The organism is Staphylococcus canis (assembly GCF_016238445.1).
In the GTDB taxonomy this organism is placed as follows: Bacteria; Bacillota; Bacilli; order Staphylococcales; family Staphylococcaceae; genus Staphylococcus; species Staphylococcus canis.
In genome coordinates this window covers 34,340-51,119 of sequence record NZ_JABANU010000002.1, presented here as the reverse complement: position 1 = coordinate 51,119, position 16,780 = coordinate 34,340, and the positions used below count along the sequence as shown (strand labels likewise).

Sequence of the window (16,780 nt, the reverse complement as noted above, 5' to 3'; positions counted from 1 at the left end):
TAACGCGAAACCTCGTCCCTTTTTGGGATGGGGTTTTTATTTTATATTCGTATTTTGAAGAGGAGGATTTTCATGTCAAAAATTAAAGTACGCTTTCCAGATGGCAATGAAAAGGAGTTTGATAAAGGGATTACAACTGAAGAAATTGCACAATCTATCAGTCCTGGATTACGTAAAAAAGCAGTAGCAGGTAAATACAATCAACAGCTTGTAGATTTAACTAGACCCTTAGAGACTGATGGGGATTTAGAAATCATTACTCAAGGTAGTGATGAAGCACTCGAAGTTCTTCGTCATTCTACAGCTCACTTAATGGCACAAGCATTAAAACGCTTATATGGCGATGTGAAATTCGGAGTTGGTCCAGTTATTGAAGGCGGCTTTTATTATGACTTTGATATGGATCAAAAAGTATCAAGTGATGATTTCGAAAAAATCGAAAAAACAATGCGTCAGATTGTTGATGAAAATCACAAAATTGAAAGAAAAGTTGTTTCGCGAGAGGAAGCGAAGGAGTTTTTTAAAGATGATGAGTATAAATTAGAATTAATTGATGCAATTCCAGATGATGAATCAGTAACATTGTACTCACAAGGTGAATTTACTGACTTATGTCGTGGTGTACATGTACCATCTACATCAAAAATAAAAGAATTCAAGCTTTTATCAACTGCAGGTGCTTATTGGCGTGGTGATAGCGACAATAAAATGCTTCAACGTATTTACGGTACAGCCTTCTTTGACAAAAAAGATTTAAAAGCTCATCTTAAAATGTTAGAAGAACGCAAAGAACGTGACCATCGCCGCATTGGTAAAGATTTAGAATTATTCACAAATAATCAATTGGTTGGCGCAGGTTTACCACTTTGGTTACCAAATGGCGCAACAATTCGTCGTGAAATTGAACGTTACATTGTTGATAAAGAAATTAGTTTAGGATATGACCATGTTTATACACCAGTTATGGCAAATGTTGAGCTTTATAAAACTTCAGGCCACTGGGATCATTATCAAGATGACATGTTCCCAGCAATGCAATTAGATGCTGATGAAGCAATGGTTTTACGACCAATGAACTGCCCGCATCATATGATGATTTATGCAAATAAACCTCATTCATACCGTGAATTACCAATTCGAATTGCAGAATTAGGTACAATGCATCGTTATGAAGCTAGTGGTGCAGTATCAGGTTTACAACGCGTAAGAGGCATGACTCTAAATGATGCGCACATATTTGTACGTCCTGACCAAATTAAGGAAGAGTTTAAACGTGTTGTCCAAATGATTTTAGACGTTTATGAAGATTTTGGTTTCAAAGATTACACTTTCCGCTTAAGTTATCGTGATCCAGAAGATAAAGAAAAATATTACGATGATGACGATATGTGGAATAAAGCAGAAGCAATGTTAAAAGAAGCTGTTGATGAGTTTGGCCTTGATTATGAAGAGGCTATTGGTGAAGCGGCATTCTATGGACCTAAATTAGATGTGCAAGTTAAAACAGCTATGGGTAAAGAAGAAACACTGTCAACTGCACAACTTGATTTCTTATTACCGAAAAAATTTGAACTCACATACATTGGTCAAGATGGTGAACATCATCAACCTGTAGTAATTCATCGTGGTGTAGTTTCAACTATGGAACGTTTTGTTGCATTCTTAACTGAAGAAACTAAAGGTGCATTCCCAACTTGGTTAGCACCGCAACAAGTTGAGATTATCCCAGTTAATGTTGATTTACATTATGATTATGCACGTCAAATTCAAGACGAGCTCAAATCTCAAGGTGTTCGTGTACACATTGATGATCGTAATGAAAAGATGGGATATAAAATCCGTGAAGCACAAATGAAGAAAATCCCTTACCAGTTAGTTGTTGGTGATAAGGAAGTTGAAAACAATGAGGTTAACGTTAGAAAATATGGTTCTAAAGATCAAGAAACTGTAGAAAAAGATACGTTTGTTTGGGATTTAGTAGACGAAATTCGTCTTAAAAAACAAAGATAACCTTGCTACAGGTAGCGATATAGTGTATAGTTGGAATTAAAATATTAATAAGATTTAGTTAGAGGATGCATTGTCAATAAGTCACTTGTCAGAAGTATTGATAGTACGTATGTTGAACAAGTAAAAGGTGCCAATGCCGAAACTTTAAAAGGCTATCAACTTTTGAAGTTGGGCTAGTTATCGAATAGAAACTAGACTGTCACAGATGTGATGCGCTACTATTCATTCACTAAAAGGGTTGCATCATCAAGGTGCAACCCTTTTGACTTTAAAAAGAAAAATACTTTTAATAGTTGAATGAACGATAAATCTGAAATAAAGAGAATACATCAAGATTTTGATTGAGCAAAATATTGTGGTGGTTACTTTATAAATGTTGCTATTGAAGTTCCACACTACCTCTAAGTAAAGGAAAGGATTAAATTATGAGTAACGATGTAAAAGAACAAAATACGGTTCAACGTCACTTAAAAGACCGGCACATTTCGATGATTGCCATTGGGGGAGCTATTGGTACAGGTCTATTTATGACGTCTGGCGGTGCAATTCATGATGCAGGACCATTAGGAGCTTTATTAGGATATGCCATTATTGGCATTATGGTGTTTTTCTTAATGACATCCCTAGGTGAGATGGCTACTTACTTACCAGTTTCCGGGTCGTTTAGTACATATGCAACAAGATTTGTTGATCCCTCACTTGGTTTTGCACTAGGATGGAATTACTGGTTTAACTGGGTCATTACTGTTGCAGCTGACGTGACAATCGCGGCACAAGTCATTCAATATTGGCAACCGCTTCAATTCTTACCAGCATGGGCGTGGAGTTGTGTGTTCATGCTTATCATATTTGGTTTGAATGCTCTATCAGTCCAAGTTTATGGTGAAAGTGAATATTGGTTTGCATTCATTAAAGTAGCAACTGTAATTGTTTTTATTATAGTAGGTATACTTACAATATTTGGTATTATGGGTGGCAGTGCAGTTGGTTTTGATGTATTTACCAAAGGTGATGCACCTTTACTTGGTGATGGATTAGGGGGCAACCTCTTAGTTATCTTTGGCGTATTTTTAATTGCAGGATTCTCTTTCCAAGGTACGGAGCTAGTTGGTATTACAGCTGGAGAGTCTGAAAATCCTGAGCGTGCAGTACCTAAAGCGATTAAACAAGTGTTTTGGCGTATTCTATTATTTTATATTTTTGCAATATTTATTATCGGAATGTTAATTCCTTATAATCATCCTGCCTTAATGGGTGGAGGAGATGATATTGCAACATCTCCATTTACACTTGTGTTTAAAAATGCTGGTCTCGCATTTGCAGCATCTTTTATGAATGCAGTTATTTTAACTTCAGTACTTTCTGCAGGAAACTCAGGGATGTATGCAAGTACGAGAATGCTGTATTCAATGAGTAAAGATGGTTTAGCTGCTAAAGTGTTCGGTAAGACAAATCATAAAGGGACACCTCTTATTTCAATGTTCTCAACAGCATTGATTGTTATTTTGATTTTCATTGTTCAACATTTAAGTGGTAATGCTTATGAGTACATAGTGGCTGCCAGTGGTTTAACAGGATTTATCGCATGGCTCGGTATTGCGATAAGCCATTATCGATTTAGAAAAGCATTTAACGCTCAGAATTATGATGTGAATAAACTTAAATATCAAGCTAAATTATTTCCTTTTGGGCCAATTTTAGCATTTGTTTTATGTGTTATTGTAATCATTGGTCAAGATGTGGATTTAATTCAAAGTGGTGATTTTGATCTGAATCGCTTTTTAATCACATATATGGGTATTCCGGTATTTTTAATTTTCTTCTTTTATCATAAATTAAGATACAAAACGAAGAAAATACCGTTAGAACAAGTGAATTTGAGTCAGGATGTTTCAATGGATGAAAGAAATTTTCAAAAAGACTTGACTAAGCATTAAAATGTTGCTATAGTGTTACATGTTGAATACGAAACGGACCAAGTAGAAGCTTCCCGCTTCTCACCTGTAGCGACGCATAAAGCTGTTGGCAGGTTAACGATGAAACATGTGTGATATTAGTTCATGTTGACGTTAGAAGCGGGGGATGTATCCCTCGCTTTTTTTCGTGCTTGGACCATTCGTAAATTTTTTGGAGGTGTCAACCATAGCTAAGGATCAAACGCAAGTAAATGAAAAAATTCGTGCAAAAGAATTACGTCTTATTGGTCAAAATGGTGACCAAATCGGTGTTAAGTCAAAAAGAGAAGCATTGGAGATGGCAGACCGAATTGGTTTAGACGTTGTAATTGTTGCTCCAAATGCTAAGCCGCCTGTTGCACGTATTATGGATTATGGTAAATATAAATACGAACAACAGAAAAAAGAAAAAGAAATGAAGAAGAAACAAAAAGTCATCAATGTGAAAGAAATTCGTCTAAGTCCAACAATTGAAGAACATGACTTCAATACTAAGTTGAAAAACGGACGTAAGTTCTTATCTAAAGGTGATAAAGTTAAAGTTTCAATTCGTTTCAGAGGGCGTGCAATCACTCATAAAGAAATTGGACAACGTGTTTTAGAAAAATTTGCTGAAGAATGTAAAGACCTTGCAACTATCGAGCAAAAACCTAAAATGGAAGGTCGTCAAATGTTCCTTATGTTAGCCCCAATTAATGAAAAATAAAAGATTATAGGAGGAAATTACAATGCCTAAAATGAAAACTCACCGCGGAGCAGCGAAACGTGTTAAAAGAACTGGATCAGGTAAATTAAAACGTTCTAGAGCATACACTTCTCACTTATTCGCGAATAAATCTACAAAACAAAAACGTCAATTACGTAAAGCAACACTTGTTTCTAAAAGTGATGAAAAACGTGTACGTCAATTATTAACATACGTAAAATAATAAATTAGTGTAGGGTATGAAAGATACCGAAGAGATAAAAGGAGGAATTTACTATGCCACGTGTTAAAGGTGGAACAGTAACAAGAGCGCGTCGTAAAAAGACAATCAAATTAGCTAAAGGTTACTTTGGTTCAAAAAGTACTTTATATAAAGTAGCAAAACAACAAGTTATGAAATCAGGTCAATATGCATTCCGTGACCGTCGTCAAAGAAAACGTGATTTCCGTAAATTATGGATTACACGTATTAATGCAGCCGCACGTCAGCATGATATGAGCTATTCTCGTTTAATGAATGGTTTAAAACAAGCTGGAATTGATATTAACCGTAAAATGTTATCAGAAATCGCTATTTCTGACGAAAAAGCTTTTGCTGAATTAGTAAATAAAGCTAAAGATGCTTTAAAATAATCAATAATCATTAAGAGTTGGAATGTTAGACGATTCCAACTCTTTTTTACATATTATAATTACTTTACCTGATTTTTAAAATTTTGTTATGATGATAAAAACATTTAAAGGAGCCAAATGACATGTCTAAATTTGATGAACAAATCATAGTTGTTCCTAGGGAAAAGCTATTTAATCACGAAGAGTTAGCGTTTAATGGGTTTATTTCACATAAGGATAAGAGGGGCGAAGCAATTTATAATCATCTTAAGGCCTTCGAAGTGAAACGAAGAGGAGATATGGAGGAAGATCCTTCATTTAAACAATTGATTACTTATACTTTAATTGAGAATGAAAAAGGAGAACTATTAGTATATGAACGTTTAACAGGTGGTGGTGAAGCACGACTACATGGTCAACAATCCATTGGTGTTGGTGGTCACATGAATGATGTTGAAGGCGCCGAATCGATTGAAGTAATTGTTAGAGAAAATGCAGGCCGTGAACTTAATGAAGAAATTGGCATTCACCCTCAACAATTAGATCATATCGGCTTTATTAACGATGACAATAATGAAGTTGGACGAGTGCATATGGGTGTAGTTTATAAAGTCAAAGTCAATCAAGAAGAAGTTGATGTGAAAGAGACGGATACTTTAAAAATTAAATGGCAGTCTATTGACGAAATAAATCAGTTTGATACATTTGAATCATGGAGTGCACTTATATTAAAAAATTTAAAATAGGTGGTTTAAATGTCCGAAGTTATTCCGTTTCCGAAATTAAAAAAACAGCTGAATGAAAATATCAACGAAAGTGTTGAATCACAAGCATTTGAAAAGGCTTATCAATATATTAATGAATATGAGTCTTATTTTGAACTTAACAATGAGATTGCGCTTGTAAAATGTGAAGTTTTATGGAAACTCGAAGCTTATTTAGAATTAAGAGAAGAAACAAATATTCTAATGTCTCTAGGTTATCAGCCTTATGATACTTTTATGGTATTTTATATTAAAAGTTTACTAAAGCTTGAACAATATCATGATGTTATCAATGTCATCGATCAAGTTATTGACGAAGTATCAGAACATCAAACACGTTTAATTCTTTTACCTTTAAAAGACCAAGCGCTTTCAAAGCTCCATGAACGTGTAGATTTTATGGCATACCAATTACAAAAGTTCAATTCACTAACGACACCTGAACAAACCAAATTAATACTTGCTTTAATAGATGATCATGCGTTTCAATTTGTTGAAAGTATAAAGTATTTATTAGAGACACATCAGTATGTCGCAGTTACACAAAGTGTGATGCTTGAATATTTAAGGCTTGGTCGCTACAATCACTCTATAACACTTTCAAAATTTGATGATGATTATCAAATCATACCTAGTCAATTACCAGGAATTGAAAAAAGTGATTTTAAGCATTTAGTTATGCCAAAAGTAATTGAATTGTTAGAAGGGAATGCGCCTTCATTAGTTCAAGAGGCATATGTACACTTAAATAATCATAATATTGCGTTATATCCATTAGATATTTATCGCTATGGTAACCAAGAAGAATGGATTCATGCTTATAATCAATATTTTATGCATTTAATTGGACAAGAAAACGATAATACAAATTCAAATATAAACAAGTTACTAAAACTTATAAAATCATTAAATACATAGTGTTCATGTTTAAATCACTATGAACCTGTGTTATAATAAAGAAGTTGAAAAATTTTAAAAATGATTATTCATGGAGGTTTTAATACATGACAGCAACATGGGAAAAAAAGGAAGGTAACGAAGGATTATTACAAGTTACTGTTCCTGCAGAAGAAGTAGATAAAGCTTTAGACAAAGCTTTTAAAAAAGTTGTAAAATCTATTAATGTACCAGGATTCCGTAAAGGAAAAGTACCTCGTGTGATTTTTGAACAACGTTTTGGTGTAGAAGCATTATACCAAGATGCTGTTGATATTTTATTACCACAAGCTTATAGTGATGCGGTAGTAGAAACTGGAATTAATCCAGTTGCACAACCTGAAATCGAAGTCACTCAAATTGAAAAAGGAAAAGACTTAAAATTTGATGCAACAGTTACGGTAGAACCTGAAGTTGAACTTGGTGAATATAAAGGTTTAGAAATCACTAAGCAAGAAACTGAGTTAACTGATGAAGAACTTGAAGAAGCAGTTGAACAACGTCTTGAGTCAATGGCAGACATGGTTGTTAAAGAAGATGGTCAAGTTGAAGAAGGTAATACAGTTAATTTAGACTTTGATGGTTATGTTGATGGAGAACAATTCGAAGGTGGCCAAGCTGATGGTTACGACTTAGAGATTGGTTCAGGTATGTTTATTCCTGGATTTGAAGAACAACTTATAGGCTTAAAAGTGGGAGAAGAAAAAGACGTTGAAGTTACATTCCCTGAAGAGTATCACGCAGAAGAGTTAGCTGGAAAAGCTGCGACATTCAAAACAAAAATTAACGAAATCAAAGTAAAAGAAGTACCAGAATTAGACGACGAATTAGCAAGTGAACTTGATTCTGACGCGAACTCAGTAGATGAGTTTAAAGCTAATTTACGTAAACAATTAGAAGAAGCAAAACAAAAAGAAGCTGACGAAGATCAAAAAGAAGAAGCGATTATTAAAGCGACTGACAATGCTAAAGTTGACATTCCAGAAGCAATGATTACAACAGAAACTGACCGTATGTTACAAGAATTTGCACAACGTATTCAACAACAAGGTTTAGATCTTGAAACATATTATCAAATTTCTGGTCAATCTGAAGATGATTTACGTAAACAAATGGCTGAAGATGCTGAACAACGCGTAAAAACAAATCTTACTTTAAATGCTATTGCTGAAAAAGAAGACATTGAAGTTTCAGATGAAGATATCGATAAAGAATTAGAAACAATGAGTAAACAATTTAATATCTCAGTTGAGGACATCAAGAACACTTTAGGTAATACGGACATTGTTAAAAGCGACGTACGTATTAAAAAAGTCATTGACTTATTAGTGAACGAAGCTAAACTTGTTGATGAACCAACTCAAGACAAAGATTCTGAGTAATAAAAGATTGTTATAGCTCACCATTATCGTTAGCAGATACAATTTAAGTTGTATCTGCTAATGTTGTTTTATGCAAAAAGCTTGAAAGTATAGTTCAATACGTAATAAAATGCTTTCTAGTATAGTCGTAAAAGAACAGGGGTGTAAATTTAAATGTTTAAATTTAATGATGATGAAGAAAACTTAAAATGTTCTTTTTGTGGTAAAGATCAAGATCAAGTAAAAAAATTAGTTGCAGGTAGTGGAGTTTATATCTGTAATGAATGTATCGAATTATGTTCTGAGATTGTTGAAGAAGAGTTAGGCCACAATGAAGTAGAAGAACTAGCAGAATTACCTACACCAAAAGAAATTATGGACGAACTTAATAATTATGTGATTGGTCAAGAAAAGGCTAAAAAGTCACTTGCCGTAGCAGTATACAATCACTATAAACGTGTTCAACAATTAGGACCGAAAAACGGTGAAGATGTCGAACTTCAAAAAAGTAATATCGCGTTAATTGGTCCAACAGGTAGCGGTAAAACGTTACTTGCTCAAACTTTAGCCAAAACATTGAACGTTCCATTTGCAATTGCAGATGCGACAAGTTTAACTGAAGCGGGTTATGTTGGTGAAGACGTTGAAAATATCTTATTACGCTTAATTCAAGCGGCAGACTTTGACGTTGATAAAGCTGAAAAAGGTATTATTTACGTAGACGAAATTGACAAAATTGCTCGTAAATCTGAAAACACGTCTATCACACGTGATGTATCAGGTGAAGGTGTTCAACAAGCATTGCTTAAAATTTTAGAAGGTACTACTGCAAGTGTGCCACCTCAAGGCGGACGTAAACATCCTAACCAAGAATTCATTCAAATTGATACAACAAATATTCTGTTCATTCTTGGTGGTGCCTTTGATGGTATTAATGAAGTAATTAAGCGTCGCCTGGGAGAAAAAGTTATTGGTTTTTCTAGCAGTGAAGCTTCTAATTATGATGATGATAGTATTCTAGAGCATATTCGTCCTGAAGACTTACAAGCGTATGGCCTTATTCCAGAGTTTATTGGTCGTGTACCTATTGTTGCCAATCTTGAAACATTAGATGTTGCAGCACTTAAAAATATTCTAACTCAACCTAAAAATGCGCTTGTAAAACAATATTCAAAAATGTTAGAACTTGATAACGTTGAACTTGAATTCACTGAAGAAGCGCTCGCTGCAATTAGTGAAAAAGCAATTGAGCGTAAGACAGGTGCACGTGGTTTACGTTCTATCATTGAAGAAGCACTGATTGATATTATGTATGATATACCATCAAGTGATAACGTAGCGAAAGTCGTTATTACTCAAGACACAATTATCAACGAAACTGAACCTGAGCTTTATGATGCTGATGATAATCTATTAAATGATAAAAAAACATCAGCATAGTTAGTGAAGATAAGAAAATAAGTTACTGTGATTGAGATAAATTAAATCTAAATGATATAATTGCTTGTCATTTTATTTATAAAACAGTAACTTTAAAAGTGGGGGTGCGAAATCAAAACTGATTTCGTCCTCACTTTTTTATTTATATATGATAAATACCTATTAGATATAGGAGGACTAATGATGCAAATCAATTCAAACAACGTCGATATATTAATCAGTGCAGTGAAACCGGATCAGTACCCAGATTTAGGCTTACCAGAAGTAGCTTTAAGTGGTCGTTCGAATGTTGGAAAATCTACATTTATCAATGCTATGATTGGTCGTAAAAATATGGCAAGAACTTCTCAACAACCTGGTAAAACTCAAACTTTAAACTTTTTTAATATTGATGATCAATTAATATTTGTCGACGTTCCAGGATACGGTTACGCGAAAGTGAGTAAAAAACAGCGCGAAGCTTTTGGTAAAATGATAGAAACATATATTACCACTCGAAAACCTTTAAAATTAGTAATTCAGCTGATTGATTTGAGGCACCCACCTACTGAAGATGATATTTTAATGTATGACTTTTTAAAGCATTATGAAATACCTACTTTAATTATTGCTACGAAAGAAGATAAAATCTCAAAAGGTAAAGTACAAAAGCACATTAAAGTGATTAAAGAAGTACTTGATTTAGAACCAGGTGATCAGATTATCAGCTATTCTGCATTAAATAAAAATAAAACTTCAAATATATGGGAGGCCATTGCTACATATATTGATATTAATGAGTAAAAAAAGTGATTTTATAGTTCGGTTTTAATTAGAATGACTATAATCTATGTTATAATACCTGTATTGAAAAACGTATGGGGGCATTTTCATGTATATTTTAGCAGTTAGCGTGAATCATAAAACAGCTGATGTAGCGCTTAGAGAAAAACTTTCATTCAATGAACAAAATATGTTAAATGTTCATGAATCTTTATTTGAAACCAAATCTATATTAGAAAATGTAATTTTATCAACATGTAATCGTACAGAAATCTATGCAGTAGTTGACCAAATTCATACAGGTCGTTACTATATTCAGAGATTTTTAGCACGCCAGTTTAATTTTGAAGTTGATGATATAAAAGCTATTTCAGAAGTTAAAGTTGAGGATGCAGCAGTTGAACATTTATTTAAGGTGACTTCTGGACTAGACTCTATTGTGTTAGGAGAAACACAAATATTAGGTCAAATTCGAGATGCATTCTTTACAGCTCAAGAAGCACATACTACAGGTACAATCTTTAATGAATTATTTAAACAGGCGATTACATTTAGTAAGAAAGCACACCATGAATCTGATATTGCAGATAATGCAATTAGTGTTTCTTACGCAGCGGTGGAATTAGCTAAAAAAATGTACGGTAAATTGCAAAAAAAACGCGCCCTTGTTATAGGTGCGGGTGAAATGGGTGAGCGTGCCATCCAAAATCTAAAAGGTGCAGGAGTTACACAAATAACATTAATGAATCGCACTCATTCTAAGGCTGAGGCTTTAGCAGAGACTTATGAAATTGATGCAGCACCTATGAGCCAATTGGCTGATGCGCTAACAGAAGCGGATATCGTTATAAGTTCAACAAGTTCTAATACATTTGTCATTACAAAAGAAATGTTAGAAATGTGCGATAGCATGAATGGTGCACATCAAAAGGTATTAATTGATATTGCAGTACCAAGAGACATAGAGCCAATTGAAACAATGGATTCTAATCTATTTATTTACGATGTTGATGATTTAAAAGGTCTTGTTGATGCCAATATTCGTGAGCGTCGTCGTGCTGCAGATCAAATTTCAGGACAAATTCCAGCGCAAATCACTAAACATAATGAATGGGTACAAATGTTAGGTGTTGTACCTGTCATTCGTGCATTAAGAGAAAAAGCAATGAATATTCAACAGGATACTATGGAAAGTGTAGATCGTAAGTTACCACACTTAACTGAACGTGAACGCAAAGTCATTTCAAAACATACTAAAAGCATTATCAATCAAATGCTAAAAGATCCTATTAAAATGGCTAAAGAAATTAGTACAGAAAATGATTCTGAATACAAATTATCATTATTCCAAGAGATATTTAATTTAGAAGTTGAAGAAGATTATAAACAAAAAGCAGTTGAAAACAAACGTCAAATTCTTAATCAAAAAGTATTAAAATTTGATCATTAATAGTTGGTGGTGCTGTGGAAGAAGTATTTTTAATTCGTTTTCATGAAGTTATTTTATTGATTTACTTTATTTGTACTTTATCTTTAGTACTTGATTTATTCCAAAAGAATTATCGACTGCAGTCTTTTGGATTTTATACATTAGGGATTGTTTGGGTATGTCAAACAATCTCTTTAACTATATTTGTAATATGGCGAGGTTATCTCCCTTTAACGTCAATAGTTGAAAGTATGAGTGTTTTAACGTGGTTAATATTAACAGTTAGTTTTATGCTTACTTCAATGAAACAATCTGACTTTATGATAGTCTTGTTGAATATTATTGGTTTCATATTTATGGCAATTCATACTTTTCATCCTTATCAGTTTAAATTGGATGTGTCGCGTATTACGGCAATTAATGAGTTATTAGTGATTCATATTTCACTTGCATTATTAAGCTATGTTGTTTTTGCAATTGCTTTTGTAAATGCAATTATATATATTATGCAATTTCAAAACTTGAAACGGAAAAGATTTACCCAGCACTTTTTCAGAATAAGTAGTCTTGCAAATATTGAGCACATTGTTTTCTTAAGTTCAATTATCGGGAATATCTTATTATTTGTTAGTCTTATTTTGGGAGTGCAATGGGGACTTGTAACAATAGGTTTACATATATTCCGAGATTTAAAAGTTATTTTATCTGTAGCGATATTTCTATGCTACACCGTCTATATTGCATTAAAATTAATGAAACGGCTCAAACCAATTGTATTAATATATTTCAATATGATTTTGTTTTTGAGTTGTATGATGAATTTAATTGTCATTACGCAAGTCTCATCATTTCATCAGTGGACTGGTGTATAAAATATTAAAGGAGGAAAGCATCTATGAGAAAGCTTGTTGTAGGATCACGACGTAGTAAGCTTGCTTTAACACAAACTAAACAATTTATTGAGAAATTAAAAGAAATTGACTCCACTTTAGAGATTGAAATCAAAGAAATTGTCACAAAAGGTGATCAAATTGTAGATAGACAATTATCTAAAGTCGGAGGTAAAGGGTTATTTGTGAAAGAAATTCAAAATGAATTATTTAATCATTCCATCGATATGGCTATACATTCCTTGAAGGATGTACCAAGTGTTTTACCTGAGGGATTAACACTTGGATGTATTCCGGATAGAGAAAATCCGTTTGATGCATTTATTTCTAAAAATCATATCCCACTAGATGAACTTCCTGAGGGGAGTATCGTTGGAACAAGTTCTCTCAGACGTGGCGCACAAATCCTTGCAAAGTTTCCACATCTTGAGATTAAGTGGATAAGAGGGAATATTGATACAAGATTAAATAAATTATACAATGAAGATTATGATGCAATACTCTTAGCGGCAGCAGGATTGAAACGTATGGGATGGTCTGAAGATATTGTTACGACATATCTTGATAAAGATTTGCTAGTACCAGCTATAGGACAAGGTGCTTTAGGTATCGAGTGTAGAGCGGACGATACAGAATTGCTTGCACTGTTAAAGAAAGTTCATAATAATGATGTAAGTGAATGTGTAAGTGCTGAACGTACATTTTTGAAAGAAATGGACGGTAGTTGTCAAGTACCGATTGGTGGCTATGCACATAAACGAGAAAATGGAGAAATTGAATTTACAGGTCTTGTCATGTCACCAGATGGTCATCAACGTTTTGAACATACTGAAATCGGTCATGATGGCATTGAGCTTGGTAGAACAGTCAGTCAAGTTCTTAAATCACAAGGCGCTTATGAAATTATTCAAGCTTTGAATGATAATTAAAGAGGTGTTAACAGTTGAAGCCCAATGTTTTAATGACTCAAACACATGATTATGAAAATACGCTTGTAAATATATACCATTTACCATTAATTCGAACACAAAAATTGATGTTCGATACTCAACAGTTAAAAGTTCATTATCATTGGCTTCTTTTTTCTTCTAAAAATGCGGTACGTTATTTTTTACCATATATAGAACAAACATCATTTGATAAAGTAGCAGTAATTGGTAAAAAAACTGAAGCGTATTGTATTGAACATGGTATAAATGTAGACTTTACGCCAGATTTATATTCACAAGAAGGCTTTTTAGATGCATTTCATAATGAATGTTCTACATCGATATTGATACCATCAAGTCAAGGGGCACGTCCACTATTACATGAAACTTTACGTCATCAGGGGCATAAAGTATGTAAAATTGATTTATACCGTTCAATTCCGTATTTAAAAAATATTAAAAAAGCACATCAATTAGTGGATGAGAAAAAAATAGACTATATTACCTTTGCGAGTTCATCAGCTGTTCGAGCTTTTTTTGATGATTCGTATGAATTGAACAGTGATATTGGTGTAGTAACAATTGGAGCACAAACCCAGCAAACGGCCAATCAATATGGCATAGATAATATATCAGCGAACATACAAACTTTAGATGCAATGATCAAAAAAATAATTGAAACGAGGGAATAATTATGGATTTTGATAGACATAGACGTCTACGTTCTTCAAAGACAATGCGTAGTTTAGTACGTGAAACACATCTAAGAAAAGAAGATTTAATATATCCTATATTTGTAGTGGAAAAAGATGATGTCAAAAAAGAAATTAAGTCTTTACCAGGTGTATATCAAATAAGCTTAAATTTATTACATGAAGAAATTAAAGAAGCTTACGATTTAGGTATCCGTGCAATAATTTTCTTTGGTATTCCAAATGAAAAAGATGCATGTGGTACAGGTGCATTTGTTGATGACGGTGTTATTCAACAAGCTACAAAAATTGCAAAATCATTATACGATGATCTTTTAGTCATTGCAGATACTTGTTTATGTGAATATACAGACCACGGACATTGTGGTTTAATTGACGAACATACACATGATGTGGATAATGATAAAACATTACCGTTACTTGTAAAAACGGCTGTATCCCAAGTTAAAGCAGGTGCAGATATTATTGCGCCAAGTAATATGATGGATGGTTTTGTTGCCGAGATTCGAAAAGGCTTAGATGAAGCGGGTTACTATCATATCCCTATCATGAGTTATGGTATTAAGTATGCTTCAAGTTTCTTTGGTCCATTTAGAGATGCAGCTGATTCAACGCCTTCATTTGGCGATCGTAAGACGTATCAAATGGACCCAGCTAATCGTTTAGAAGCATTTCGTGAACTCGAAAGTGATTTAAATGAAGGTACTGATATGATGATTGTTAAACCTGCATTAAGTTATCTAGATATTATTCGAGATGTTCGCAATCATTCAAATGTTCCTGTCATTGCATATAATGTCAGTGGTGAATATAGTATGACAAAAGCTGCTGCTTTGAATGGATGGATTGATGAAGAAAAAGTTGTAATGGAACAAATGATTTCAATGAAACGTGCTGGCGCCGATATGATTATTACGTATTTTGCTAAAGATTTATGTCATTATATTGAAAGACAATAACATTAGGAGGATCAATCATGCGTTACGATAAATCAGTTCAAGCATTTGAAAAAGCACAAACGTTAATGCCTGGGGGAGTTAATAGTCCTGTCCGTGCATTTAAATCTGTTGATACACCAGCGATATTTATGGATCATGGTGAAGGAAGCCACATTTTTGATATTGATGGCAATGAGTATATTGATTACGTTTTAAGTTGGGGACCTCTTATCTTAGGTCATAAAGATCCTAAAGTAATTGAATCAATCCATGAAGTCGTGGATAGAGGTACAAGCTTTGGTGCTTCAACATTAGAAGAAAATAGACTTGCAGAACTTGTAATTGAACGTGTACCTTCAATTGAAAAAGTCAGAATGGTGTCATCTGGTACAGAGGCTACTTTAGATACCTTAAGACTTGCACGAGGATATACAGGTCGTAATAAAATTCTTAAATTTGAAGGTAATTATCATGGTCATAGTGATTCGTTACTTATTAAAGCTGGATCAGGTGTTGCAACTTTAGGATTACCAGATTCTCCTGGAGTTCCTGAAGGTACAGCTAAAAATACAATTACTGTACCATATAATGATTTAAATGCAGTTAAATATGCATTTGAACAATATGGATCAGATATTGCTGCAATTATTGTGGAACCTGTATCAGGTAATATGGGTGTAGTGCCACCGATTAATGATTTTCTTCAAGGCTTACGTGATATTACTCATGAATATGGTTCTTTATTAATTTTTGATGAAGTGATGACTGGTTTTAGAGTAGGCTATCATTGTGCGCAAGGTTATTTTAATGTGACGCCAGATTTAACTTGTTTAGGTAAAGTAATTGGTGGAGGATTACCAGTTGGGGCATTTGGTGGTCGTCAAGAAATTATGGATCATATTGCACCAAGTGGAGATATTTATCAGGCTGGTACTTTGTCAGGAAATCCTCTTGCTATGACAAGTGGATACATGACATTAAGTCAATTGACAGAGGATAGCTATGCATATTTCAATGAACTTGGAGATATGTTAGAGGAAGGATTAACGCGAGTATTTTCTAAGCATCAAGTGCCATTAACGATTAATCGCGCGGGCTCAATGATTGGATTTTTCTTAAATGAAGGACCTGTTACTAATTTTAAAGAGGCGAACCAATCTGATTTAAAATTATTTGGTGAACTATATCGTGAATTAGCTAAAGAAGGTATTTTCTTACCACCATCGCAATTTGAAGGCATGTTCTTATCAACTAAGCATACTCACGAAGATATCAAGAAAACAATTAATGCGTTTGATGTAGCTTTACAACGTGTAATAAAATAATAATCCTTAT

At 33.7% G+C, this 16,780-nt stretch carries 16 protein-coding genes, 1 riboswitch and 1 other annotated feature; all 16 genes read left to right on the top strand.

Going from position 1 to position 16,780, the window contains the following annotated elements; translation table 11 throughout:
• The first annotated feature begins 72 nt into the window (after positions 1-72).
• The 16 genes from thrS to hemL all read left to right on the top strand — a co-directional run bounded on the left by thrS (position 73) and on the right by hemL (position 16,770).
• A complete protein-coding gene (gene thrS, locus HHH54_RS01205; protein WP_198617001.1) occupies positions 73-2,010 on the top strand; it encodes a threonine--tRNA ligase in 1,938 nt (645 codons plus the stop codon).
• Between the two features lie 51 nt (positions 2,011-2,061).
• Positions 2,062-2,236, top strand: a riboswitch (Lysine riboswitch).
• 199 nt (positions 2,237-2,435) lie between these two features.
• Positions 2,436-3,947: an amino acid permease gene (locus HHH54_RS01200; RefSeq protein ID WP_198617000.1), complete on the top strand. Its 1,512-nt coding sequence runs from the start codon at positions 2,436-2,438 to the stop codon at positions 3,945-3,947.
• 34 nt (positions 3,948-3,981) lie between these two features.
• Positions 3,982-4,119, top strand: a sequence feature (ribosomal protein L20 leader region).
• A 24-nt stretch (positions 4,120-4,143) separates the two neighbouring features.
• Positions 4,144-4,671 (top strand): translation initiation factor IF-3, encoded by a 528-nt coding sequence (gene infC / locus HHH54_RS01195; RefSeq protein WP_198617072.1) that lies wholly within the window; start codon positions 4,144-4,146, stop codon positions 4,669-4,671.
• 22 nt (positions 4,672-4,693) lie between these two features.
• Complete coding sequence (rpmI, locus tag HHH54_RS01190; protein ID WP_198616999.1) at positions 4,694-4,894, top strand: 50S ribosomal protein L35; 201 nt, start codon at positions 4,694-4,696, stop codon at positions 4,892-4,894.
• Between the two features lie 53 nt (positions 4,895-4,947).
• A complete protein-coding gene (gene rplT / locus HHH54_RS01185; protein WP_198616998.1) occupies positions 4,948-5,304 on the top strand; it encodes a 50S ribosomal protein L20 in 357 nt (118 codons plus the stop codon).
• Between the two features lie 122 nt (positions 5,305-5,426).
• Complete coding sequence (locus HHH54_RS01180; protein WP_198616997.1) at positions 5,427-6,029, top strand: NUDIX domain-containing protein; 603 nt, start codon at positions 5,427-5,429, stop codon at positions 6,027-6,029.
• A gap of 9 nt (positions 6,030-6,038) precedes the next feature.
• Entirely contained in the window at positions 6,039-6,965 is a 927-nt protein-coding gene (locus HHH54_RS01175) for a hypothetical protein (RefSeq protein ID WP_198616996.1), read from the top strand.
• A gap of 86 nt (positions 6,966-7,051) precedes the next feature.
• Positions 7,052-8,365 (top strand): trigger factor, encoded by a 1,314-nt coding sequence (gene tig / locus HHH54_RS01170; protein ID WP_198616995.1) that lies wholly within the window; start codon positions 7,052-7,054, stop codon positions 8,363-8,365.
• Positions 8,366-8,518: 153 nt separating this feature from the next.
• A complete protein-coding gene (clpX, locus tag HHH54_RS01165) occupies positions 8,519-9,784 on the top strand; it encodes an ATP-dependent Clp protease ATP-binding subunit ClpX (RefSeq protein WP_198616994.1) in 1,266 nt (421 codons plus the stop codon).
• A gap of 183 nt (positions 9,785-9,967) precedes the next feature.
• Positions 9,968-10,567 carry a ribosome biogenesis GTP-binding protein YihA/YsxC gene (gene yihA / locus HHH54_RS01160; protein WP_198616993.1) on the top strand — a complete coding sequence of 200 codons (600 nt, stop codon included), beginning with the start codon at positions 9,968-9,970 and terminating at the stop codon, positions 10,565-10,567.
• Positions 10,568-10,655: 88 nt separating this feature from the next.
• On the top strand, positions 10,656-11,996 hold the full coding sequence (hemA, locus tag HHH54_RS01155; protein WP_198616992.1) for a glutamyl-tRNA reductase: 1,341 nt from the start codon (positions 10,656-10,658) through the stop codon (positions 11,994-11,996).
• A gap of 14 nt (positions 11,997-12,010) precedes the next feature.
• Entirely contained in the window at positions 12,011-12,847 is an 837-nt protein-coding gene (ccsA, locus tag HHH54_RS01150; RefSeq protein ID WP_198616991.1) for a cytochrome c biogenesis protein CcsA, read from the top strand.
• Between the two features lie 23 nt (positions 12,848-12,870).
• Positions 12,871-13,794 carry a hydroxymethylbilane synthase gene (gene hemC, locus HHH54_RS01145; protein WP_198616990.1) on the top strand — a complete coding sequence of 308 codons (924 nt, stop codon included), beginning with the start codon at positions 12,871-12,873 and terminating at the stop codon, positions 13,792-13,794.
• Between the two features lie 14 nt (positions 13,795-13,808).
• A complete protein-coding gene (locus HHH54_RS01140; RefSeq protein ID WP_232796194.1) occupies positions 13,809-14,486 on the top strand; it encodes a uroporphyrinogen-III synthase in 678 nt (225 codons plus the stop codon).
• 2 nt (positions 14,487-14,488) lie between these two features.
• The gene (gene hemB / locus HHH54_RS01135; protein WP_198616989.1) at positions 14,489-15,466 is read left to right on the top strand and encodes a porphobilinogen synthase; all 978 of its coding nucleotides are present in this window, start codon (positions 14,489-14,491) and stop codon (positions 15,464-15,466) included.
• A 17-nt stretch (positions 15,467-15,483) separates the two neighbouring features.
• The gene (hemL, locus tag HHH54_RS01130; RefSeq protein ID WP_198616988.1) at positions 15,484-16,770 is read left to right on the top strand and encodes a glutamate-1-semialdehyde 2,1-aminomutase; all 1,287 of its coding nucleotides are present in this window, start codon (positions 15,484-15,486) and stop codon (positions 16,768-16,770) included.
• Positions 16,771-16,780 lie beyond the last annotated feature (10 nt).